The following is a 22,249-nucleotide window of genomic DNA, read 5'->3' as shown; positions in this document are numbered from 1 at the left end:
TTGAGTCGTAGCTCCCACTTTGTCGGTCTCCATTGGCCAGTTTAAAAGGGGCATGGGTGACGAAAATCAAATCAGCACTAGCATGAGGAATGTGTATTCCGCTTCGCCCTAAACCTTAAGGAACGTTTCCCATGTCTCGTTTGGCTGAATTTCGCAAGCTTGAACAAAAAATGGCCGATCAGCTGGCCGAGCTCGAGTCGATGAAAGGCGATTCTGGCCTGCAGCAAGAAATGGACTTTGAAAACAAGCTCCGTGCCTTGCTGGGTGAGTACGGATTCAGTCTGCGGAACGTCATCAACTTACTTGATCCTCACGCTAGTAGGCGTTCAACAGGTGAAGCCGCACCGAAGGTGGTCCGCATAGCTCGTAATGTGAAGATCTACAAGAACCCGAATTCCGGTGAGTTGATCGAAACGAAGGGTGGTAATCATCGCCAATTGAAAGAATGGAAAACTGAGTTTGGCGCAGATGTTGTCGAGTCATGGCGCACTCAATAAGATCGTTTTGAGTAGAAAGAGCCCTGCGTGGGCTCTTTTTGTTAACGTCGACAATCAGTTTAGCGTCCGGTATGGCGACCTCTATTGTTTATCTATCGGCGCTGCGCCATCCGTAAGCGTCCGGCTAACACGCCTTTCTGACGCCATCCGCTTATCGGCGCGGTGTTGCACACGATCAACCCCCGGCTATTCGCCGAGTAAATCGAGCTCATCGCCAATCACGCCGAGGATCTATATCTGTTTTTCGACTTGTCGTTCGCCGCACTGGTCGAACAGTTGGCGCATAAGTTGAAAACCGTCAAAGCTTTCATTGCGCTGTGTAACCGGGAGCAAATGCCGGCGATTGAGGTGCCTGGTTTGGTTTGCTACGAAGACTTGATCGCAGAGCAAAGCAGTAACTTCATCTGGTCTGAGTTCGATGAGCGCACGGCATCATCGATGTGCTACACCTCAGGCACTTACAGGTAATCCAAAGGGGGGCAGGATAGCTCGATGCGCTGAATGGCGTTCGGGGTAATCACTATCTGTTGGGGGATCTTGGTTGACGGTGGAGCTGTGCAAACCACCCTAAATCCCAAAGAGTACGAAACTGGCGATGAGAAAGTGCAGTAACGGTTCACGCAAGCAGCGCTTGATGAACGGTAATCGCGGTTGATCTGGCCCATAATCGGTAGAAGTCATTTGTCGCCCCACATTCAATCAAATGGTTTTTGATGCGAACTGGAGTATTGCCGCTAGCTCGAAAACTTCCACTTTGATTGATTACGGTCAGCAATCAAACCTATTTGCATTAGCGATCAGCAGACCTAAAACTTGCCGCACAGCGAGTTTTTTATTCCGGTTCAGACCAAGAAATTGACTCCAAAAGTTTATACACAGCTCCGCCGGTATCTATCGGTAGGGTTAGAATGCATCAAGCAGACGCTGGCGCCTCGTCAATCGCGGTTGTCGTCAGGCTTTTTACCAATTGCTCTGCCGTCATAGGGCTGCCAAGTAAAAAGCCCTGCAAGGTGTGACAGCCTAGTTGCGTGAGCAGGTTTTGCTGTTCGGCGGTCTCCACGCCCTCGGCAACAATTTTGAGCCCCAGGGTTTGACCCAGTGCAACGATCGCCGAAACGATCGCCGCATCATCATTGCCTTGTGCCAACTCGGTGATAAAGCCACGGTCAATCTTCAGTTCATTGGCGGGTAGGCGTTTCAGGTAGAGCAGACTGGAGTAGCCCGTCCCAAAGTCGTCAATGGAGATGCTGACTCCCAGTCCCGCCAGTTGCTCAAGAATCACCAGGCTGGCTTCGGCATCGCGCATGGCCGTGGATTCAGTGACTTCCAGAACCAGAAAGCGCGCTTCCAGCGCATGACGCTCCAATGCCGAGCGTACGACATTGACCAAGCTGGCATGCCCTAGTTGAACGGTGGACAGATTGACCGCAATGCTCCAGTCCCGGTGTCCTTCAGCGTGCCATTGGCTCATTTGCCGGCACGCTTCGTCGATCACCCAGTTACCAATCGGAATGATAAGACCGGTCCTTTCGGCCAGTGGTAGAAAACGATCAGGCGGGACCAGGCCCAGCTGCGGATTTTCCCAGCGAATCAGGGCCTCGACTCCGATCATCGGGCCATTGGGGGCAAGCAGTTTAGGTTGGTAGTGCAGGAGAAATTCGCTTCGAGCCAGCGCCTGACGTAGGTCCTGTTGCAATTGCATCTGTTGATGGGCATTGGCATTCATTGCACTTTCAAAGAAACAGTAACCGTTGCGCCCCAGTTCCTTGGCGTGGTACATCGCGGCATCTGCGTTGACCATGAGTTCATCCGCAGTAAGGCCATCGTTGGGAAACAAGGCAATGCCGATGCTGGCCGACACGTATAGGGTATTGCGGGTGATGTTGTAGACATTTCCAATGCTTTCGATCAGCCGTTGAGCTAGTGCTGCGGCATCTTCGGGCTCGCCCGGATCGATCAGCAGAACGAACTCGTCGCCACCCAGACGCGCGGCGGTGTCCTCGCAGCGTTTTGTGTCGAGAATTCGTCGCGAGACCTCAATCAACAAAAGATCGCCTGCGTGGTGCCCATAGGCATCGTTGATGGCCTTGAATCCGTCCAAGTCCATGAACAATAATGCAAAATGGCGTTTTTCCCGCGTAGCTTTCTGAATGGCCTGGTCAAGACGATCATTCAGCAGAACGCGGTTTGGCAGTTTTGTCAGATTGTCATGCAGCGCCAACTGCACCAGTTCGCTTGTGGCCTCTTCGAGTGATGCCGCCAGAAGGTTAGTACGTACGTCGAGCATGGAAATGATCAAGGCAATGGCGAATACCGCAAGGCTCACCACGATCACCAATACGGCCAGCCACTTGGTATCGATACCGCTGTTGGCCGCGCCGCAGAAACTTCCAACGGGAAACTGCGCTGCCGCCATTCCGGTGTAATGCATGCCGACGATGGCACACCCCATTACCAGCGACGCACCGATACGGGCATACGTCGCTCTTTTTGAGTCCCGACGCAGGCGGAAAGCGATCCACAGCGCGGCTCCCGAGGCAAGCACCGCGATGACAATCGACAGGGCAAAGATCCAGGGAATGTAGATGACGCTCGGAGTCATCAACATGGCGCTCATGCCGGTGTAGTGCATGGCGGCAACACCCGCACCCATCAACAGGCCGCCCAGGGCCAGACGCGGCCAAGGCAACTCTTTTTGGCAGACCAACCAGAGGGCAAAAGCCGAAGCAGTGATTGCGATCAATAACGACAGAATAGTGAGCGGTACGTCATAGCCCAGAGAGATAGGTAGGTTGAAGGCGAGCATGCCGATAAAGTGCATCGACCAGATGCCGAATCCCATGGCAAACGAGCCACCTATCAGCCATAACGCTGATGCTCTTCCGGTCGAGCTGGATACCCGACTGGCCATGTTAAGGGCCGTATACGAGGCGAGAATGGCGACAATCACAGAAAATGTGACGAATATACTGTTGTAGCTGCTGAGAAGCATGAACTTCCATCCTAGAGCGCACGCGGCGATGCTGTGTAATTTATACAAAGTGCAACTATAAACTGATTTCTCATATCGACGGAGCAACCTTAACCGCGTTTAATCAGCCAACGTGCCGATCTTGGGACATCTTCATCCGCTCTAAGCGACGGATCACGACGAAGCTGCTAGCGTTGCGCTTCTGCAGATTCGCCCTCGATTCTTCCCGCCGATTTCTGCACTGGGATATGCCAAACATAGTAGCGGAAAAGTTAAGTTAAGTTCCCAAAGGCGGCCCGCGCTCGCCCAATAGCGGCGATAGTTACGATTGGGCTCTGGAGTTAGTTCAATGGAAAGGGGCTGCCTGTCCACCTCGCGAAGTCACACGACGTAACCCACGCAGTCCGCTTCGGCATGTGGAAGGGCACTGCGACCTGGGGCGACCGTTTCCAACGTTGCCGTCCGCCACGGGGTCAACGTCAACGTGATCCGTAAATGCCTGCCGCTTTACCGAGATCAACTAGCAGCGGCCTTGCCGGCTTTTTCTCCTCTGAGAGCTACGCCCAAGCGAGCAGAGGAAGCGCTGGCGACTATCTAGCTTCGCTTGGCGAGCATCAATTTATAGTGAAACGGCCAACTTCCGATCCCGAAGGTTGTGTTCGCTTTGTCTGTGGACTCACACAATGATTAGTATCGAGGCCATCTGGCTAGCCACCGAGCCCATGGATATGCGCGCCGGTACCGAGACCGCGCTTGCCAGAGTCATTGCCGTATTTTGTGCGGCGAAGCCGCACTGCGCTTATCTCTTTGTCAATCGACGCGCGAATAGAATGAAAGTTCTGGTTCACCGGGATTGGTGTTTGGAATGCAAGTCCCGTTAATTGTTCAATTATATTTTTTACACACCTTCATTCAGTGCTTTACTTTGTTCGAAATAACCTGTCAGCCAAAGAGCTTGGCCAAAGGAAGAGTTACGGGCCAGCAATCGCCCCGTATGTTGAGACTGCCCCGGATTAAGAGCTATGTGAGGCTTCGTAAACACACAAGCAAAAAATACACACAAGGAGTGGTATCCATGAAAACGTTCCCCCGCACCACCATCGGACAGGGCAGCGCTGTGATTGCCAGCCTGTTGTTCGCTACCTGCGCATGGGCCGAGACGATCCCTGAGTCGCTCACGACGCCCGCCAAGAGCGAAACCCGCCTCGGTACGCTGGAATTCCTGGACGGCCAGCCGAGCGAGGCGACGCTCGACAAAGTCTATGAGCAACTGGACTTCTCGCACGCGACTCGCGCGTTTTCGGACACTCTGCAAGGCGTCAGCATCCACGCTATCCGCAAGGGTCTGCAGGACATCGGCGTGAAAGACAACGAGGTAATCGTTTTCTCGGAGCTGATGGATTCCAAATCGCTGTTCCTGACGCCCAACGCCGACACGATCTATATCATCTCCGGCTTCGATCTCTCGAAGGGGCCGATGGTGGTGGAAGTCCCGCCGGGAGTCCTCGGTACCGTCCAGGATGCTTGGTTCCGCTGGATTATTGACATGGGCGTGCCAGGTCCTGACCGCGGCCAAGGAGGGAAATATCTGATTGTGCCGCCGGACTACGAAGGCCCATTGCCAGAAGGGGAGTTTAACGTCGCCCACTCCAAGACCACACACGGCGTGTGGTTCGCGCGCGCGTTCATCGAGAACGGCAACGATCCCAAGCCGGTGGTGGAACAGATCAAGAAACTCACCAAGGTCTATCCCTACAAGGCTGGCGGTGTCGGCACACCAATCGCCGAATTCTTGGCGGGCAAGGCCAAGCTTAGCGCGGTCACCCCGCCACCGCCGACCGCGTTCCATGAAGGCAGCGGCAAGGTGATGAACACCATTCCGCCGAACGACTTTTCATATTTCGAAATGTTGAACGAAGTGGTGCAGCAGGAACCGGCCACCAGCCTCGACCCCGAGTTGATGGGGCCAATCGCCGCCATCGGGATCGTTAAGGGCAAGCCCTTTGCACTTGATGCGCGAATGAAGAAAATTCTCATGGAAGCGCTGGTGGTAGCCAATGCGACGTCACGCAGCCTGTTCATGAGTCCGCGCGATAGGTCATGGTATTACTACGACAATGCGAATTGGCAGAACATGCTATTCGCCACCGGCCACGAGTTCGAAACGCCGATTCCGCAGATCACGCCGGAGGGAGTGAAGCCTTTCCCTGCGACCGGTTACCGCCAACTGGATGCGCGTTCAGCTTTCTTCTACGGCGTCACCGGCATTACACCCGCGATGGCCATGCGACTACCCGGCGCTGGTTCCACGTATTTGTGGACCATGGTCGACGCTCAGAATAACTACTTCGATGGCGCCAAGACCTACAAGGTCAGCCTGCCGAAGGACATCCCCGCAGAAAAATTCTGGTCGTTCACGCTTTACGACAACATGACTCGGTCAATGCTCGACACACCACAGCGCTATCCGCGCTCCGGCAGCCAAAGCTTCCCATCACCGGCGGCGGAGCCAAACGCTGACGGGACGACGACGGTCTACTTCGGGCCGCAGCAACCTAAAGGAGTGGCACGCGGCAACTGGATCCAAACCATGCCCGGCAAAGGCTTCTTCCCATGTCTGCGCCTCTATAGCCCGCTAGAGCCCTTCTTCACCAAAACCTGGCGTCCGAGCGAGGTCGAGTTGGTGAAGTAATCGAACTTCGATTTTGAACAGCGTGGATCGGTTCCTACAGGGATCGGCTTCACGCACTCAAACGCGAAGATCACAGCCTTGCACATCCCAGAAACCTTCAACGAATGGTTGCGGTAGGGAAGGCAGTTACCTGCCGCCGCCCGCCCAGTTCCGTACGTGCGGAACTACCGCATACGGCTCCTGACTTGGTTCGTGACGCGAAGCGATTCTCAGGATAAGGATGTGCAATTCCAGGTTTTGGTATGTAGAGGTCGGCAAGGTGTCCGTAGCATGACCTTTGAAGCCGGTGACGCTGGCTGCGTCGCTTGAGGGCTTGCCGCCATAGACGGCATACTGCCAATCGAAAACCACCCAGACGTATCAGGTTCCCCGGTGCGGACACCTTTCCCAGTACCGGGGTATTCACGACTTGTCGCAGCGCCCAGCATCCCTAGCGCTTTAATCTACTATACCGGCGACCAGCGGTTCGAGCGCTACAACGTCGTCCCCGTCTACGCAGCGCGTCCGCATGAATACCTTGACGCGACCAGGACGAGATTTTGGCTCGGGACCGAGTGCAGAATGCAGGTCATCGTGCCAAGGGTGGTGTCTGCCTCCAGTGCACGGACGGCGTCTCCTGTGCACAGACAGTTGATTGCCCTCACTGGCGGTCTGTCCCGCGCCGCAGGCCGTTCAGCGCGGACGACCCTCCGCCGGCGAGCCGACCGGATGGCGGTTGAGGAAGGTTTCGATCTGCGCTTTTCACGGGTTGCGGTCCAGAACGTTGGAAAACTGCGGCGGAAACGGGTAAATCCCGGGCTGGCGCATGAAGGCTTCCAGTGCCGAACTCGACGGGCCGCTGCGGGCGACGTTGTCCGGGTCCTGCTGCGGCGACGGGCCGACGGTAGGCACAGGGAAGGTTAGAGGCGGTGCAGGCAGGGTCGGGTCAAGCGACCTTCTCATTTTTCTTCACCATCACTATTGCCGCTATCGCCATGGGTTTGGCTCTCACTGGGCTTGATTGGACGACAGCTTTGAGTGGTGCCGCTACGGCGGTGTGTAACGTCGGGCCAGGGCTTGGCACGATCATTGGTCCGGCAGGTAATTTTTCATCATTACCTGATATCGCCAAATGGTTACTGACCGTAGGCATGCTCCTTGGGAGGCTGGAAATCCTTACAGGGTTGGTGCTCTTAACTCCTGTTTTCTGGAGATATTGAGCTTCACACCTATTGAGTCGTATCACGCACGTTTTCGGTCTCCACTGGCCAGTTTAAACGGGGCATGGGTGACGAAAATCAAACCCTCACTTTGCATGAGGAATATGTATTCCGCCTCACCCTAAACCTTAAAAGGAACGTTTCCTATGTCTCGTTTGGCTGAATTTCGCAAGCTTGAACAACAACTGACTGATCAGTTGGCCGAGCTTGAGTCGATGAAAGGCGATTCAGGCCTTCAGCGAGAAATGGACTTTGAAAACAAGCTCCGAGCCTGCTGGGTGAGTACGGCTTCAGTCTGCGCAACGTCATCAACTTACTTGATCCTCACGCCAGTAGGCGTTCCAGAGGTGAAGCCGCAGCGAAGGTGGTTCACAAAGCTCGCAATGTAAAGATCTACAAGAACCCGAATTCCGGTGGGTTGATCGAAACCAAGGGTGGTAATTTGTAGTGGCCAACTAATCCCGAACACGACGTTAAGTTTTTCCCGGCCTGAGTTGGCACAAGGCTATCGTTGAATGGGTGGGGCCGGATGACTGAAGACACTACCGTTCGACGGTAATTATGTGAGCTTGAATCTTGCCGTCCACAACGCCAGAGCCGAACCGACTTGTTATAGCTGTTGTCACGATGTCGGTGGCCTGGAGCAAGAGTGAAGGACCGCGCGTCTCGATTTCGTTACGAAGAGGTGTGCCTTGGCAGTACGCCACCGCAGGAATACGCGGCGAGTCCGCGCGACTGTGTGCGGCCAGCGTGGCGATCCCGGGCAAATGAGTAAATCCACTGCGTGCAAGATCCTGAGCGCAAACAGAAGTAGAATGGTAGCCGTGCGGAACTCGAGCCATAAATCGCGGTGGATCGTCCGGGAAGAGAGTTTCGAGCGCCTGAGTCACAGTGTCGGCGAACTCGTTCTGGTCAATTCGATCCCACACGTTAAATATGAATAGCCCACCGGGTTGAAGGACACGCCTTGCCTCGGAGAAAGCTTTTAACTTGTCAGGGAAGAACATAACCCCGAACTGGCAAACGACCACGTCAAAGGCCTCATCGGGATACGGTAGTTGCATCGCGTTGGCTTGGCGCCACTCTACGGGGCGGCTCGAGCCTCTCGCAGCGGCCTGATCGAGCATGGGTTGATTCAGGTCCGTTGCGACTATCGCTACTTCAGGCGGCAAAGTATCCGCAAGATGGCGCGTCACGACACCGGTACCCGCCGCAATTTCTAGCACGCGAGAAGGTTGGCGAAGTGCGATACGAGAAGCCAGGTCAGCAGCGTAGGGCTCGAAGATGAGCGGTACCATGTATTGTTCATAGAGCTGCGGAATCGACTCGGCGAATAGTCTGTCGACGTCTGAGGGATTCATGGTGATCACCCTGTGCTAAGTTGCGCTCTAACCGTATTTAAACGGCCCCGAGGATACAGAGTAGTTGTTTTCATTCCTTTATGTTTTCTGCAACCTACACTATGAGTTTTCGCTTCTGACCGTTTCTGATGAAAAAGTGATCCTGTCAGGTGATTATTCGCTGCCAGATGTACTGAATAGGATCTACCATGATCAACTGGCCCTGAGGTGGCCCTGAGGTGGCCCTGAGGTGGCCGTGATGGAGCTGATGCTCTGGGTGGAGCAGCGGGGTTCAGCGAAAGTAGACCTTGTCTTCGCGCGAATTATTGACATGCTTTCATTGCCTAAACGGCAGGGCATACGTTATTAGCATTGGAGTCAGAATGAGCCGTAAGTCAAGTCACCGTGATGACGCCGCCGCTGCTAAGTCGCACGTCTCCTCCGAGAGTGGGGGACCACTGCCCTCGGTGCCTGATCATCTGGATTTAGCCGACGTTCTCGATGCGCTCCCCGAAGCTGTTTACACCACTGATATAAACGGCCTCATCACCTTTTATAATAAGGCGGCAGCTGTTTTCTGGGGCATCAAACCACAACTCGGCCACAGTGAGTTTTGCGGCTCCTGGAAACTCTACTGGCCCGATGGCACCCCTTTACCTCATGACCAATGCCCCATGGCCATTGCCTTGAAAGAACAGCGCCCCATCAGAGGGCTAGAAGCCATTGCCGAGCGGCCGGATGGCACGCGCATCCGCTTTCTCGCGTTCCCCTCACCGATTTTCAATGCAAATGGGACAATGATTGGCGCCGTCAATATGCTGGTCGATCTTACGGAGCAAACGAAAGCCGATGAAGCCGCACTGAGACATGACGCCATTGTCGAGTCTTCAGACGACGCCATTATTGCTAAGGATTTGATGGGTAGGATCATCAACTGGAACAAAGGCGCCCAAAGACTCTTCGGTTACACCGCCGAGGAAGCCATTGGTAAACCGATTGCCATACTCATTCCCCAGGATCGAGCCAATGAAGAGCCAGGCATTTTGGAGCGCATCCGTCGCGGCGAACGCATCGAACATTATGAAACCATCAGAAGACGCAAAGACGGCAGCCTCGTCGAGATCTCCCTATCGATCTCCCCAATCCGAAATAAACAAGGCTTTATTGTAGGAGCGGCGAAGATCGCCCGCGACATTACCGAACGCCGCCAGGCAGAAGAGCAGAAAAATCTACTCATCCGGGAGATGGATCACCGAGTGAAAAACTTGTTCACACTGGCGAGTAGTGTTGTGGTGTTGAGTGCTCGTACAGCAACGACATCCGCGGGGCTCGCATCCGCCATTTCTGAACGACTGAACGCCTTGGCGCGCGCGCATACCTTGACCATCCCATACGGTGCCAGGAAGCAGCAGCCTACTACGTTGCATACGCTCATCAATACGATTCTTGCACCTTATGCTACTGGCCTCAGCGAATCGCGCGCTGTCGTGACCGGCCCCGACATTTCCATTGCGGGGAATGCGGTAACCAGCTTCGCACTATTGCTCCATGAATTTGCCACCAATGCCGCCAAATATGGAGCCCTCTCAATACCTGAAGGGCGGTTGGACGTCTCCTGCAGCAACATAGGTGATTTTTTCACCATCGACTGGAACGAAAGGAATGGGCCACCGATTGAGTGTGAGCCTAAGGCAAGCGGTTTCGGGACTTTTTTGGCGAAAGCTACAGTGCGCGGGCACCTTGATGGCGAGATTTTTCGCGATTGGAAGCCCGAAGGATTGTCACTCAGGTTAACGTTTCCAGCAAAGTCGCTGCAGGAGACTTAGGGCAGTGCGCGAGTTCACCGCTATGACGTAATCGATCCCGAGGGCATCAAGCTTGGCGAGTTGCGCCAGGGCCGCTATTTCGAGGGAGCCTGGGAAGTGGGCATGATCGAAGGCGAGGTGTTCCATTACAACGGCGAGCCGGGCGGCAAGCTGGAGGGGCTGACCCTGACGCGTAACGATCCGCCGGGCGAGCTGTCAGTCTCGGGGGGGGCTGAATGATCGGCGAGGCGATTCAGGAAGATGTGCTGCGAGCCCTGGTCAGTCAGCACGCGGTACGTGAATGTCTGGTAGCCAAGGCGGATACGAAAGTCGTTGTCGTCGAGGGTCGAGCGCCACTGCTGAAGTCTCAGCGCTAGCTGACAGCCATGGACCATCAAGCCAAGCTGATTTCCCTGCAGTTTATTAAACCTTTCGTGAAGGGCAACAAAAACGATTGCGTCGATGCCGAAGCGATCTGTGAAGCCGCGTCGCGACCATCGATGCGCTTTGTTTCGCCTAAGACCGAGGCCCAGCAGACGCTTTCTGTTTTGCATCGTCTGCGGGAATCGCTGGTGGGTGAGCGCACCAAGGCAGTCAACCAGATGCATGGTTTGTGCTGGCGTTCGGCGTCAGCCTTCCGCAAGGGTTGGCAATGATGAAGCGCTTAGCCAGCGTTCTGGCGCAGCACGAACTGCCCGTGCGGCTGACGCTGCTGTTACAGCGTCTGCACGATCACTCTGTCTACCTGGATGAACAGATCAAGGCACTGGATTAAGAGCTGGTTTGGCCAGCTTGCCGACGATGATTTGGGCAAGTGTTTGCTGGGCATACCGTGTGTTGGGCCAATCACCGCCAGCCTGCTGGCTGTGGCAATGGGCGCTGCCCAACAAACTGGCGCGCATCGCCTGGGCAATAGCGACCAACCATACCGAATATGAAGCAGGACCAAGCACCATGGCTGCCTGACTCTGCGTTCACCTTTCAGGTTTTGCAACAGATGAAATGAACGGCCTACCGGCCTGGCGAAGATCCTGACAGTGAAATCGGCTAGCTAGAAAAGCCAAGCAAGTTTTTAAGGTTCGTCAGGCGCGACTCTCATCGTGGCGCGGGGCATACCCGAATTAGACGCCGGATAGATTTAAGCAAGCCAACCACTTCAACCGGTAATCAGTATTGCAAAAATGGGGGTGACCATAGATTTCACTGGCTAGGCGTTCTGCTTTGAAATGGAATTGGATGCCGCAACGTCAAGCCTTGGTACTGGGCCTGCCATAGAAATGAGTGGGCTCTGGCAACACAATCACACTACTTGAACGGCTACCATTACCCACACAGAGGATGAGCGAGACAGAGCAATTGCTGCCGCATAGCTGGCAGCCTGCCTAATCACGCAAGGTGTGATGCGAACGCATACGCTCATCCCAATTCATGTTCACTAAAGGGCGCTCCTTTACCGGATTAATCGTGGGTTTGAAAATCCAGTGTAAGCGTTATTTGAGGAGCAGTAAGACAAAGGACAATTTTGGTAATGCGGGGCAGGAGGAGGGTTGGAGCTAGCTTCGCTGCTACCTTTTGGCAGAATGATTTGCCGAGTAACAAGGAGCAGCAGTGCTGACGCGTTCGAGGTCGTTTCGCAGATCGGGGAGCTGTAGTAAAGTTTCTGACTTATGAAGGATGTAGAGAACCAGTGGCGGCGTACGCTGGAAAAGACAGCATCGACTCGGTCGGTGGGTGCTCGTAGGTTGAGGAAAGAACGGCACTGAGTCGATCGCCCAACAGGTTCCAGGCACACTTCTTCTCTTCGGCATAGTCGTGATGCAGGTAGTGGCGCCTCACTCGAGAGCCGGCCAGTACATGATTTTGGCAGCGATCGATGACGTCCAGGCTGACACCCAAAGCCTGCATCATGGTCGCGCCCGTGCGGCGCAGGTCATGCGGCGTCCAGTCGCCGTTTTGGCCGTCGGCAAGGACCAGGGTATCGTCATGGCACCGTCTGGAGAGGGCCTTGCGGTTTTTGAACCGGGCCTGGCGATCGCCGACCTGTTTGCTCACCACTTTCACGTCCACATGCCCATCATCCTGCTTGTTCGGAAAGCACCATTGGGAGTCTCCCGTCAGGGTTTTGAGTTCCTGAAAGAAATGCAGGGCAAAGGGGGAGAGGAAGACATGGTGGTCCTGCTTCTTGCCCCGGGTGCCCTTGACGTTTTCACTGGGGAGGAACCAGGTCTGCTGGTCCAGATCGACATTTTTCCATTCGGCCTGCAGCAACTCGCCAATCCGGCACAAGGTGCCCAGGCTTATCCAGAGCGCGAGTTGAGTTTCTTTCTTTAACGGCCGAATGCCTTCGTACTTTTGTCCGACGGGGAGGGCGTTGTAATCGACGGTCATTTGCTGGAAGCGGTTGTGCAATTCCAACAACTCCGCCGGGGAAAGGATGCGGCTTCTTTCCGCTTCGTAGTCGGCAGGGATCAATGGGGAGATGTCGACCAGTTCAGTCGGGTCGCCCTCGACCAATAAGGCCCGCCAGGGCTGGCGCTTTCTGGCCCAACTGAACATCTGAGTGAGGTCCGCGAAGAAGCTGATGGCTTGCCGGTGAGCGCCGCGGTTGACCACGGAACGGATCAGCGCCCGAACATCGTGTTCGGAGACGCTGCTCACTGCGGTCTTACCGAGTGCCGGAAAAAGGTCCTTGTTAAAGCGTCGTTGCAACTCGGCATTGCCGTCTTTACGCGCGACGCCATCCAACAGCCAGGCCTTGGCCAGATCCTGGACGGTCAGCGTTTGCACCTTTGTCGTTTTTACTTGTTCGGTCTCTACGTTAGCCGCGGCGTATGCCTGTGCCTTGGCGGTTTTCTTGTGTTCGTTGGGATTGATCTGCTCGTCAATGAGCGCTCTGGCCTGATTACGCGCCTTGCGGATGTCTGTCAGAGATTTGCGCGGCCAGGTTCCGCAGGCGTACTCTTTGTTCTGGTCGCCCCACCGGTAACGATAGAAAAAGCTGACCGACACACCGTCCTTGCGGACTGAGATTCGACCGGCGAGATTGCCATCCTCCCTGAGGATTCGGCCTGCATCATTGGCGGTCAGCGACTCGAGTTCTTTGATGGTAATTTTAGCCATGAAATAGACTCCCCCTACTTTTACCCCCACAAAAACGTCGGCTCTTGATGGACGTTCCTGGACTCTCGTAGAGCCGAACACCGCTGGAGCTCAAGTAAATACTAGCTTAGAAAAATCCAGAGTAAAATTTTGGAGTCTTTCAAGAAGTATGAAAAAGGAGATGGGGTGCTAGGGGTCGAGTGTTCGAATCACTCCGTCCCGACCATTATTCCTGAGTAAAATCAGACACTTAAGCCGATCAACTAGATCGGCTTTTTTGTGCCTGCGCAAAACCCGCGCAAAACTGGCGCAAAACTACCCGGTGATTTCGCTGATATTCAGGTCCGGAATTGCTTCGGACCAGACGATTTCCTCGTGGTCCCGCTGGTAGTTTCTGGTCATGCCCTCGCTCGCATGGCCAGCTATTTTCTGACCATCCTTTCCGGCTTTCTTGTACAGGTGCAGCGACAGCGCTCGCACTTCGTGGAAGCCCGGCATCTCTTCTTCCTTCCATCCCGCCTAGCAGTTCGCCGCTTCCCTGGCCTCCTTGAATGCTCGCGTCAAATACCGCTCCTCAACCTTTGTCCAGTGATCCTTGGTCTGCGCTACAGCGGCTGACTTTGAAGGGGGAGGGAGTAGAGGTTCACGCTGCGATTCAGCTACTCTCGAGCGAATCGACCGACGTAGGGATACTCAGATGTTTAACGACACGGACACCGTGGGATACGCGTTCAAGCGGGCCTTCTATCGAGTCGACGGCGTGACGATGTATGTCTTTTTGACGATATGGGCCGTAATTGCGGCCTTTTCGGTGTTTGACGAGCAGGCATCGGACGTATTCGTAGAACTGATATTCGGCTCGATCAGTCCAATCCTTTATGTGGTTCTCGGGCTTACGCGGCTGCCCGGCTTAGTGAATGCGCTGATAATTGCTGCGTTTAACGTTCGGTTTTTGTCGGTTCTCGTCTAAGGACGCGACGCAGTCAGCTCATCAATTCGCTGATCCGCTGCGTTCAGGCGCTGCTGCAACTCTTCGTTCTTACGCTTGAGTACATCCGGGTCATTCGGACCGCCCCATTCAGGCTTGAACGCCTGGTGCATGGCATTCTCGGCTTCTTCAGCTCCCCGAGCAGCGTCATGTTCTGGAGCATCCCGCAACGCTCCATCAAAGCGTGCATGGCCTTGTCACTCATGTCGTTCGTCCATTCGCTCATACAAGCTCCTTGTTTTCGATATCGAGGGGATTTGTTTTCTGTGGGCATGGGGCGTCCTATGCCGGGTCATGCCCGGGCGGTGGAGGGTGTTGAGGGATCGGCTACAGTTACCAGCTCAGAAAAGGAGATTTTGATGAACTGTCATATCTGTGGTCAGAGTGTTCAGCCCCTAGAAACGGTGCACGACGGGAATACTTACTGCTGCGAGGGCTGCGGAACGTATGTTTTAAGTGGGTCACTGCTCGCCGAGCAGGCTTCAACTCCTAGAAAGTTTGAAGTTGACCGTACGAGGCTGTGGCTTACAACCGAACGTCTGAAGGGCGTTCAAGCGCCGGTCATAAAAACTACGAATGCTATCTGGGCTTAAATTACGCCGCGACTGCCTGGGCTTCGACTGCTCGCCATGGATCGTTGGCGCGAGCGAGTGCAGCCATCGGGGGCAGGCTGACGCTGTTGCCGCACATGTGGACCTGCTGAGTCTTGGTGAACGGCTTGCCGTCGGCGCCGTGGCTGATGATGTAGTCGGTTGGGAAGCCCTGAGCCTTGTACAGCTCGGCCGGTTGCAGCATCCGCAGGCAGATGTCGACGATCACATAGGGCGTGCCCTTGATGGTGACGGTGATCAGGCCGAGTCGATCCTTGGTAGTGATCGTTGGCGCTGGTGCGTCGGCGGCGCTCATGTTCTCGGTGCCGTAGTAGCTGATCAGGAATGCGGCGACACGCAGTGCACCGGCTTCAACCTCCGGCGAAAGCTGGAACTCAACCAATGAGCTCTTTCCACCACCGCCTGCTGTGATGGTCGGTGCTGGCTCATCCACCGCCTGGCCAACGCTGGCGCCGAACTGACGCTCCATGAATGCGGTGACCAGTCCGTGGTGGGTGCCGCCGGCGCTGATGGTGTGCAGCGGATCGGCAGTGTCCCGCGCATCGCAGTTGCCGCGCAGGTGCACCAGGTTGGCGGTCACCAGTTGCTGCTGGCTGCCGGTATTGGTCACCGTGGTCATCGGGTCTTCAATGCTCTTGGCGTCGGTGGTGTTGAAGCCGCCGTTCATCTGGGCCATGAATACCGTCGAGATGCCCATTGCGTGGGCAGCACCGGCAGGGCGCTGGTAGTTGCCGCCGCTGGTGATGGTTGGCAGCGGCTCGGCGAGAGCCTTGCCTTCATCAGCAAACCGAAATTTCACCAGGTGCGCAGCAGCAAGTGCGTGCTTCACGCCTCCAGCGACTACCGTGCCCAGCGGCTGATCAAGCCCAGGCACTCGCGGCTCTTGTCCTGCGCGTTCGCCGTAACCGGTTTGAATCAAGGTAGGGCTGATCAAAGTCAGTTCGCCTCGGTTGGCGCAGGTGACCGTCGGCAGAGGGGCGTGTGGGTCGTTGATACGATCGCTGACCTGGTGCGTGGCTGGCGCGATGATTGGGCTGGCCATGGCGAACGAACCACCACGGGGCCAGGAGGTAACGGTGCGCAGCGGGTCGTGCGCTGACTGCACGCTTTCCCCGGACCAGTTCGCAATCGGTACGATGAACGGGTCAGCCGCATCGATGACGAACTTCTTCATGCCCTTAGCGATTCGCCGCAGGGTCGCGGGTGCCAGCGGCTTTGACCGGTCGAAGATGCTTTTGCTCGGGATGGTCCAGTCGACGCACTCGGCGGCGGTGCGCCACTTCTGCTGGCCCTTTACTGGGTGTTTAGCGTGCGTCGGGGCTGGCCAGACAACCGGCTCGCCGTCGCACCTGGCGATCATGAATAGGCGTTCTCGGCTGGTGGGGGCGCCGAAGTCGCAGGCCTTCAGGACGCGCCACTCGACGACATATCCCAAGTGCTGCAGCTCGGAGACAAAGGTTGCCCAGGTCTGGCCGCGCCGCTTCGGGTCGGGCACTAAGAACTGCTGGTGGACCGGGACGACTTCACCCGGCTCAGCAATGACGCCGCCCAGCTTCATTACTCGGCCAGTAGCCTTGCAGCGCTTGGCAATCAGCGGCCCCCACTGGAGGATCTGTTTCACGTTCTCCAGGCTGATGACGCGGGGCTTCTTCTTGCCGGCCCACTTGAGGCCTATCCATGACAGATTACGAATCTCACGCTTGCGCGGCTGGCCGCCGGCGGCCTGACTATGGTGCGTGCAGTCCGGTGACATGTGGAACCAGCCAACGGCCTTGCCGCCGCACTCGGTGTCCGGATCACCATCGAAAACGTCGGTGGTGTAGTGCACGGCGCCCGGGTGATTCACGGTGTGCATGCTAATCGCCTGAGGGCTGTGGTTCTTCGCGACATTTACCGCGCGGCCCAGGCCCATCTCCAACCCGGTACCGGCGCCGCCGCCACCACAGAAGAAGTCGACAACGATCTCATCGTCCTGAGTGCTGAAGCCGAGTCCGTATTGAGTTTTGAAATCGAAGGGGTGTTTCTTCTGTTGTGCGGACATAGGAGATCCTCGCCGGTATAGTTCCGGGATCTACAGGGGAGTGGGTTATGAGGCGTGATTGGGTGGTGTGGCTGGGTTGTTTTTTATTGTTCGGATGCGGCGCTGTATGGGCTCAAGTGCCATTGAAAACAAGTTTCTTCGTCATCGATAGCGTGCACGATCTTTTTGAAGTCCTTGGTGCGCTAGCAACCGTTGTTGCCGTGTGCGTGGCGGCGGCGAACATTAATACTTGGAAGCATCAGGTCAATGCGTCTGCAGATCTTGAATTAGCAAGAAAGGTGGTGACGGCTCTGTATCGCTACAAGGACAAAATCATGACTACATGGGGTTGGGCGGAATTTTCAGTCGAGCAATTACATGGCGATGAAAAGCCCACACCCGAACTATCCGACGCCGTTAACGAGACAATCCAGGCCTCTATCGATGAAAGCGATAATGCAGCGCTAGTGCTGAAGGACCTTTTGCTCGAATGTCAATCGGCCTGGCGCCTTAATTTCGACATTGAATCCACCTTCGTCTACATGTTTTCTGATCGATGCTCATTAGTTGCAAAAAGTTATATTCTTTGGTCGCGCACCTATCACTTAGATTCTCAGGTAGCGGCAAGATCGGAAAAATCCATACGAACTCATTGGTCTTGGTTCGAAAAAAATAAATGCGAAAACTATAGTGACGCCATAACGCATCTGGAAAGACTGTTGTCGAAGCTAGAGCGTCGAATTGAGGAAAAGCTCCTACTCAGCTGATGTTCACTTGAACCTGTGGTGGGGTCAGCGATGCAGGCGCCGACCTCCGTGAGCGGTGGTGGCAATTTGGTTAGGGTTGGGGTATTTGTGTTCGGCCCGGCACGGAGACGGAAGGAGAGTGAAATGGTTTTGGTAGATCGGCCGTGGCCAATTGACTGCGAGCATCGCGGCGTTAAGGCGAAAGTTGATTTTCAGTGGGGCGCTGACGACGATCCGGTACCAAAAGGCCTGAGAGTTACTGTTGATAGCGCAGACAGTCCTGTTATTGCCTCTCGTGAAAAAGCGAAATACAGCTCATTCGAGCAGGCAAGAGACCACGGCATAGAGCTGGCTAAGGCAGACATCGACCGTATTCTAGGGCCTGATCCTGACGCTTAATCTGAGAGCGGATCAGGCGAAGATGTCGAGCTGCACCGCCTGGCACTCGCTTTCACCGTGCGGCAGGATTGCCATCTCTTGTCGGGCTGCTTCCACTTCACCAGTGTAGCGGCCTCGTTCGGTGTCGATGCTTACCGTTGTTCCATCTGGCCGGCGAATCGTCCGAGCGCCGCGGTTGCCGCCCTCCGTGACCGGTGGTGGCAATTTGGTTTGGGTTGGGGTATTACGGGGGGACCGACATGGGGTCGGATCAAGGAGTGTTGCAAGTGGCTTTGTACAAATATGTCACCGCCGGGACAGCGTTGAGAATTCTCAAAGGCAGCATCAAGTTCACACAGCCCGGCGCGTTCAATGACCCTTTCGAGCTACTTCCTCAATTTATTATTCCTGCTGATATTGAAGAGAAGGAACGCGGTTTTTCATTTTGTGTAACCAGCCCTAGACGGAAGGGTATTGATCGAAGCCACATCCCTGGTCCTGAGGAGCATCGTAGTGACATTCAGGCCCGTAAAATCGTCAGTTCTTTGAATCGAAGTTTGGGTATTCTCTGCTTGAGTAGAAATCCGGATAGTCTTTTGATGTGGGGGCATTACGCCCAGGATTACGCCGGCGCAATCATAGAGTTTGATGAGTCGCACGATTTCTTTACTGGATTAAACCCAGTTAAATACCAGAAACGTAGGCCGGTATTTAATATTGAAGATTTTTTGACCGTCATGTGCCGATATCAGACCTGTGCGTTAAGTCAAACGTCTGGAGTTATGAGCGAGAAGTAAGACTAGTCCGGTCCTTATCTGACTGCAACGTTGCTGATAGCGAGACCTCGAACTTTCCTATTGTGACTATGGATCTTCCTCGCGAATGTATCAAAGCGGTGTACATCGGCGAGCGTATGAGTATCGAAAATCAGCGACTGGTATGGGACTTGGTTAAGAGTACCGATATAGAGCTCAGCTTGGCTGCAATCGCAAATTGGGACTACGCATTCCGATATGAATTAATAAAATTTAAAGGCCCTCTGGTGGGAAGCCCTGTGATTTCACCCCGAACCGCGCATATTTTCAAAGATGAAGGTGGACAATTAGGCGAGCTCGCGAGGTGGGCGATTGAGAAACATCCCATGTCTGAGTTCGTTAATCACAAGTGCTAACAGCGAAGAAGCTCCGGACGCTATTCGTCTTCATCAGGATCTCTCTCAGCTATGCCGAGCTTTTTCAGTTTCCGCGATACGTTTTCGCTGATAGTGATTTCGTGTCGCGGCGGCGAGAAGAAAGGCGCTGATCCAACCGGTCCAAGTGCGTGCAGATGATGTAGGGCCAGGGTCATTGCTTCGCCCTGTTCCTCGATCTGGTGCCAGGCCATCAGGTCAGCCAGCACTTGTCGTGTGCCAGCCAACGCATGCATCCGCAACTCTTCTTCTTCGCTGCAGCTTTCGCTGAGCGTTCCGCGTTGCTCTTGGCCATTGCCTGCCTCTTCAATTCCGTGGGCCGGTATATCCAGCCATGTCTGTCGTCGGCGCTGGCGCACCTGGTTGCTGATTCGTCTCATGCAGCGACCTTCACCTGATGCCAGGCCCCGGCCGCATAAAACAAATTTGCGGCCTGCGCCTCTTAAAGTGATACCTCCGTAGGAACCGCGATCCATCCAGACGCAACCAAGTGGTTTTGATTGCAGCTGTTCCGCAGCTCCAGGTAGTAATGCTCGATGGCATCCGTCAGGCGCTCCACCTTGTAGATGCCCTCCGGCGATATCTCCACCGACTTGATGTACTCAACGTCGCGCTCGTCTCGACACATGGCGCTGAGGTAAATCGTCCAGCGATAGGAGAAGTCGAACAGAGCATTGGCGATCGCCAAGCTCCGGATCTGCCGGTAGTTCTTCCAGTTCGCCATGATCTGCGCACCGCTGGGGTCGATGTTCACGACGGCGACATGATTCGTCCTGAGCAATGCCCGGCAGCTGCGTTCGGCGCGAGCCAAGCCGTTGTTTGCCTTGCGCTTGCTCATAATGCCTCCGCGAGTTTCCGCAGTGCCTTGCGCTCAGCCGCAGTGATGGCGGGGCGGCGGCGCTTGAGGACGGTTTCAGGATCGATGTTTGTGGAGCGCTCAGCAGGCGGTGGATTGATTTGAGCGGGCTCGGGTCTAGAGAAGCGCCCTCCGGCTGCTAGGTGCTGTTCGACCTGTTGTCACGCCCTTCGACATCATCGGCGCGAGGTCGCTCATTGACTTCATGGTGCCAGGGTTGAGGATGAGCGCTGCAGCGTTGTGCGATGGATCGTGATACGTGGCGAGGCCGGTTTGTGCTTGGGTGTCTGAATCGGTCATTGCGCTCTCCGTGGCCGACGGGTAGGTCGACCTTCAGATGGAAAGGGTGGTTTGAAGCGGATGGCGCGAAGCCAGGCGCGAGCAGTGTCGAGCTCCACGTCGAAGCCCAGGGCTACAACCTCGACAATGTCTTCAACCGGTGGCGCATCCACGGTGACGTCGTCGGACTCAGCTGCGGCTACAAGCGCGCTGAGGGGAGTGCATGCGGATTTTGTCGAGAGGGGTTACGAGTTGCGCGGATCCAGCAGCGGGTATGGCACGCATAAAAAAGCCCGCGAGAGAGGCGGGCTCAGGTGCTGACCTTTAGAGGCAGTCGGAATTGCCTATCTGAAAGTCGGCTATCGGTGAGTTTCTTGAATCGTTGAAGGTGTAGTTGAGGACCAGACCTGATTTAACAAAAGGGCCTAGACCCTTTTCACCACAACTGGCGGTGACTAGTAGCTCTTTTCTCTCAACGGTGAACGCATCAACATCAATTTCGCTTTTCGTCACTTTCGTGAGGGTGAACGGGATATGAAGGACTCTGTCACCGTATGTTATGTGATCAAGGCGGATCGAGTCGTCCGGCATTTGTGGTGGGACGGCATTCATCAAGTGCGCAATCCCCTCATACTGCCGTTCCAGTTCTTGCTTCTTCTCCTCTGGAGCCGCTTTCTTGTGCCAGACTTGGACCAGGGCAAAGAGTAAAGTCATTGCAAAAAAAAAATGATTAATCCGCGGTGCTGCTTCAACTGAGATCTCCATGGCAAAAGGCCATCGCTTATTTGACCATGCCGCTACCATCATCTCAAGTTAGAACACTTGCCGGTCACGTCTCCGGCGCCGAGTTCCACGGCCGTGTTCAGTTCGCCAGCGCTCGATAACAACCGATTCTGGGAATTGATGAAGGTGGGCGGTTACTGATACCTTATTCGCGGCCTCAATCAGTTGGTCCAGCTCTGCGGCTGAGTAGTGACTGGTGATGCTGCCGTTCTTGTGCCCGAACAATGCCATTCGATCCTCTTCTGTAACGCCTGCTGCACGCAACCTTCTGCCAAAGGTGTGCTTCAAGTCGTGACCCCGGATCCTGGTGAACCCTTCGTGCGGTGCTCGAAGATGTTTTTCGAGCTACTTCTTGGTCGCCCTGATCCTTGCTCGCTTCCAAGCCGAGTCGTTCATCCGGTGAATCATGGTCGGATTCCCATTCTCACCCGGCATCCCGAAAGGCAAGACGAAATGCTTGTGCTGCCCGCGCCGCTTTTCGATGATCGACTTGGCCACGCTGTTCAATATCACCAAGCGCTCGTCCCGATTCTTCACGCCGGATCGTTCGCTCCTGCCTCCAAAGCCGGCCGGGATCAGAAACACACTGGTTCCCAGTTCCGGGACCGCAATTTCCCAATCCCACTGAAGCTTGCACACCTCCTGCTCTCGGCAGCCGGTGTTGACCTTGAACATCGCCATGATCTGCAGATGCGCTGGCAGTTCGGAGAACAGAATCGATTGCTCCTCCCATGAAAGCGGGTACCCGAAGAAAAAGGGTCGCAAGGACGCTGCCAAAGCTTGGGCGAAGCTGAGA

At 55.2% G+C, this 22,249-nt stretch carries 17 protein-coding genes and 7 pseudogenes; 12 read left to right on the top strand and 12 right to left on the bottom strand.

The genetic code is table 11. The annotated features are described in order from the left end of the window. Positions 1–131 precede the first annotated feature (131 nt). Positions 132–497 carry a histone-like nucleoid-structuring protein, MvaT/MvaU family gene (locus tag HNR03_RS00855; RefSeq protein ID WP_259150116.1) on the top strand — a complete coding sequence of 122 codons (366 nt, stop codon included), beginning with the start codon at positions 132–134 and terminating at the stop codon, positions 495–497. A 913-nt stretch (positions 498–1,410) separates the two neighbouring features. Here the strand turns inward: HNR03_RS00855 and HNR03_RS00850 are convergent. Next, positions 1,411–3,489, bottom strand: coding sequence for a bifunctional diguanylate cyclase/phosphodiesterase (locus HNR03_RS00850; RefSeq protein ID WP_259150115.1), 2,079 nt, complete (start codon positions 3,487–3,489; stop codon positions 1,411–1,413). Between the two features lie 662 nt (positions 3,490–4,151). Here HNR03_RS00850 and tnpB point away from each other — a divergent pair. Next, positions 4,152–4,349: an IS66 family insertion sequence element accessory protein TnpB gene (gene tnpB / locus HNR03_RS00845; protein ID WP_145318396.1), complete on the top strand. Its 198-nt coding sequence runs from the start codon at positions 4,152–4,154 to the stop codon at positions 4,347–4,349. Between the two features lie 194 nt (positions 4,350–4,543). Continuing rightward, the gene (locus tag HNR03_RS00840) at positions 4,544–6,160 is read left to right on the top strand and encodes a DUF1254 domain-containing protein (protein WP_259150114.1); all 1,617 of its coding nucleotides are present in this window, start codon (positions 4,544–4,546) and stop codon (positions 6,158–6,160) included. A gap of 678 nt (positions 6,161–6,838) precedes the next feature. Here the strand turns inward: HNR03_RS00840 and HNR03_RS00835 are convergent. Then, positions 6,839–7,090 (bottom strand): annotated as a pseudogene (locus HNR03_RS00835) (hypothetical protein); the annotation flags it as partial. Here HNR03_RS00835 and HNR03_RS00830 point away from each other — a divergent pair. Both HNR03_RS00830 and HNR03_RS00825 read left to right on the top strand, forming a co-directional pair. Continuing rightward, positions 7,084–7,359: pseudogene (locus HNR03_RS00830) on the top strand (potassium transporter TrkG); the annotation flags it as partial. The pseudogenes HNR03_RS00835 and HNR03_RS00830 sit on opposite strands and share 7 nt — an antisense overlap. A 146-nt stretch (positions 7,360–7,505) precedes the next feature. Further along, a pseudogene (locus tag HNR03_RS00825) lies at positions 7,506–7,801 on the top strand (histone-like nucleoid-structuring protein, MvaT/MvaU family); the annotation flags it as partial. Between the two features lie 100 nt (positions 7,802–7,901). Here the strand turns inward: HNR03_RS00825 and HNR03_RS00820 are convergent. Then, on the bottom strand, positions 7,902–8,720 hold the full coding sequence (locus tag HNR03_RS00820; RefSeq protein WP_259150112.1) for a class I SAM-dependent methyltransferase: 819 nt from the start codon (positions 8,718–8,720) through the stop codon (positions 7,902–7,904). 362 nt (positions 8,721–9,082) lie between these two features. Here HNR03_RS00820 and HNR03_RS00815 point away from each other — a divergent pair, with 362 nt between their 5' ends. The 3 genes and pseudogenes from HNR03_RS00815 to HNR03_RS00805 all read left to right on the top strand — a co-directional run. Beyond that, on the top strand, positions 9,083–10,525 hold the full coding sequence (locus HNR03_RS00815) for a PAS domain S-box protein (protein ID WP_259150110.1): 1,443 nt from the start codon (positions 9,083–9,085) through the stop codon (positions 10,523–10,525). 96 nt (positions 10,526–10,621) lie between these two features. Further along, positions 10,622–10,744 (top strand): hypothetical protein, encoded by a 123-nt coding sequence (locus HNR03_RS00810; RefSeq protein WP_259150108.1) that lies wholly within the window; start codon positions 10,622–10,624, stop codon positions 10,742–10,744. Positions 10,745–10,881: 137 nt separating this feature from the next. Further along, positions 10,882–11,409 (top strand): annotated as a pseudogene (locus HNR03_RS00805) (transposase); the annotation flags it as partial. Positions 11,410–12,169: 760 nt separating this feature from the next. Here HNR03_RS00805 and HNR03_RS00800 read toward each other — a convergent pair. Then, positions 12,170–13,624: a site-specific integrase gene (locus HNR03_RS00800; protein ID WP_144931753.1), complete on the bottom strand. Its 1,455-nt coding sequence runs from the start codon at positions 13,622–13,624 to the stop codon at positions 12,170–12,172. Between the two features lie 294 nt (positions 13,625–13,918). Continuing rightward, positions 13,919–14,212, bottom strand: a pseudogene (locus tag HNR03_RS00795) (integrase); the annotation flags it as partial. Positions 14,213–14,300: 88 nt separating this feature from the next. Here HNR03_RS00795 and HNR03_RS00790 point away from each other — a divergent pair. After that, positions 14,301–14,573: a hypothetical protein gene (locus HNR03_RS00790; protein ID WP_259150102.1), complete on the top strand. Its 273-nt coding sequence runs from the start codon at positions 14,301–14,303 to the stop codon at positions 14,571–14,573. Here HNR03_RS00790 and HNR03_RS00785 read toward each other — a convergent pair. Continuing rightward, positions 14,570–14,704 (bottom strand): hypothetical protein, encoded by a 135-nt coding sequence (locus HNR03_RS00785; protein ID WP_259150100.1) that lies wholly within the window; start codon positions 14,702–14,704, stop codon positions 14,570–14,572. The two genes, HNR03_RS00790 and HNR03_RS00785, sit on opposite strands and share 4 nt — an antisense overlap. A gap of 481 nt (positions 14,705–15,185) precedes the next feature. Then, positions 15,186–17,243, bottom strand: coding sequence for a DNA cytosine methyltransferase (locus HNR03_RS00780; protein ID WP_259150099.1), 2,058 nt, complete (start codon positions 17,241–17,243; stop codon positions 15,186–15,188). Positions 17,244–17,290: 47 nt separating this feature from the next. Between HNR03_RS00780 and HNR03_RS00775 the strand changes: the two genes are divergently transcribed. From HNR03_RS00775 to HNR03_RS00765, 3 genes are all read left to right on the top strand, one after another. Then, positions 17,291–17,989, top strand: a complete 699-nt coding sequence (locus tag HNR03_RS00775; RefSeq protein WP_259150096.1) for a hypothetical protein — start codon at positions 17,291–17,293, stop codon at positions 17,987–17,989. Positions 17,990–18,112: 123 nt separating this feature from the next. Beyond that, the gene (locus HNR03_RS00770) at positions 18,113–18,367 is read left to right on the top strand and encodes a hypothetical protein (protein ID WP_259150095.1); all 255 of its coding nucleotides are present in this window, start codon (positions 18,113–18,115) and stop codon (positions 18,365–18,367) included. Between the two features lie 266 nt (positions 18,368–18,633). Next, a complete protein-coding gene (locus tag HNR03_RS00765; protein WP_259150094.1) occupies positions 18,634–19,143 on the top strand; it encodes a DUF2971 domain-containing protein in 510 nt (169 codons plus the stop codon). Between the two features lie 394 nt (positions 19,144–19,537). On the opposite strand, the gene HNR03_RS00760 is transcribed toward HNR03_RS00765, so the two are convergent. From HNR03_RS00760 to HNR03_RS00740, 5 genes and pseudogenes are all read right to left on the bottom strand, one after another. Then, a complete protein-coding gene (locus tag HNR03_RS00760) occupies positions 19,538–19,915 on the bottom strand; it encodes a hypothetical protein (RefSeq protein ID WP_259150092.1) in 378 nt (125 codons plus the stop codon). Continuing rightward, positions 19,912–20,373 (bottom strand): annotated as a pseudogene (locus HNR03_RS00755) (hypothetical protein). The gene HNR03_RS00760 and the pseudogene HNR03_RS00755 overlap by 4 nt, the downstream one beginning before the upstream one ends. Before the next feature lie 135 nt (positions 20,374–20,508). Then, a complete protein-coding gene (locus HNR03_RS00750; RefSeq protein WP_259150090.1) occupies positions 20,509–20,691 on the bottom strand; it encodes a hypothetical protein in 183 nt (60 codons plus the stop codon). Positions 20,692–20,994: 303 nt separating this feature from the next. After that, positions 20,995–21,435 (bottom strand): hypothetical protein, encoded by a 441-nt coding sequence (locus tag HNR03_RS00745; RefSeq protein WP_259150089.1) that lies wholly within the window; start codon positions 21,433–21,435, stop codon positions 20,995–20,997. Between the two features lie 48 nt (positions 21,436–21,483). Next, positions 21,484–22,197 (bottom strand): annotated as a pseudogene (locus HNR03_RS00740) (tyrosine-type recombinase/integrase); the annotation flags it as partial. Between the last annotated feature and the right edge of the window lie 52 nt (positions 22,198–22,249).

Source organism: Pseudomonas sp. JAI111 (assembly GCF_024809425.1).
Classification (GTDB): Bacteria; Pseudomonadota; Gammaproteobacteria; order Pseudomonadales; family Pseudomonadaceae; genus Aquipseudomonas.
Note: the sequence above shows the minus strand (reverse complement) of the source record. Positions and strands in the feature narration are given on the sequence as shown.

Coding starts and splice junctions, on each gene's coding strand:
- HNR03_RS00790 (WP_259150102.1), top strand. CDS start 14,301: ATGTTTAACGACACGGACACCGTGGGATACGCGTTCAAGCGGGCCTTC.
- HNR03_RS00850 (WP_259150115.1), bottom strand. CDS start 3,489: ATGCTTCTCAGCAGCTACAACAGTATATTCGTCACATTTTCTGTGATT.
- HNR03_RS00770 (WP_259150095.1), top strand. CDS start 18,113: ATGGTTTTGGTAGATCGGCCGTGGCCAATTGACTGCGAGCATCGCGGC.
- HNR03_RS00745 (WP_259150089.1), bottom strand. CDS start 21,435: ATGGAGATCTCAGTTGAAGCAGCACCGCGGATTAATCATTTTTTTTTT.
- HNR03_RS00800 (WP_144931753.1), bottom strand. CDS start 13,624: ATGGCTAAAATTACCATCAAAGAACTCGAGTCGCTGACCGCCAATGAT.
- HNR03_RS00820 (WP_259150112.1), bottom strand. CDS start 8,720: ATGAATCCCTCAGACGTCGACAGACTATTCGCCGAGTCGATTCCGCAG.
- HNR03_RS00840 (WP_259150114.1), top strand. CDS start 4,544: ATGAAAACGTTCCCCCGCACCACCATCGGACAGGGCAGCGCTGTGATT.
- HNR03_RS00780 (WP_259150099.1), bottom strand. CDS start 17,243: ATGTCCGCACAACAGAAGAAACACCCCTTCGATTTCAAAACTCAATAC.
- HNR03_RS00750 (WP_259150090.1), bottom strand. CDS start 20,691: ATGACCGATTCAGACACCCAAGCACAAACCGGCCTCGCCACGTATCAC.
- HNR03_RS00760 (WP_259150092.1), bottom strand. CDS start 19,915: ATGAGACGAATCAGCAACCAGGTGCGCCAGCGCCGACGACAGACATGG.
- HNR03_RS00815 (WP_259150110.1), top strand. CDS start 9,083: ATGAGCCGTAAGTCAAGTCACCGTGATGACGCCGCCGCTGCTAAGTCG.
- tnpB (WP_145318396.1), top strand. CDS start 4,152: ATGATTAGTATCGAGGCCATCTGGCTAGCCACCGAGCCCATGGATATG.
- HNR03_RS00785 (WP_259150100.1), bottom strand. CDS start 14,704: ATGCACCAGGCGTTCAAGCCTGAATGGGGCGGTCCGAATGACCCGGAT.
- HNR03_RS00775 (WP_259150096.1), top strand. CDS start 17,291: ATGAGGCGTGATTGGGTGGTGTGGCTGGGTTGTTTTTTATTGTTCGGA.
- HNR03_RS00855 (WP_259150116.1), top strand. CDS start 132: ATGTCTCGTTTGGCTGAATTTCGCAAGCTTGAACAAAAAATGGCCGAT.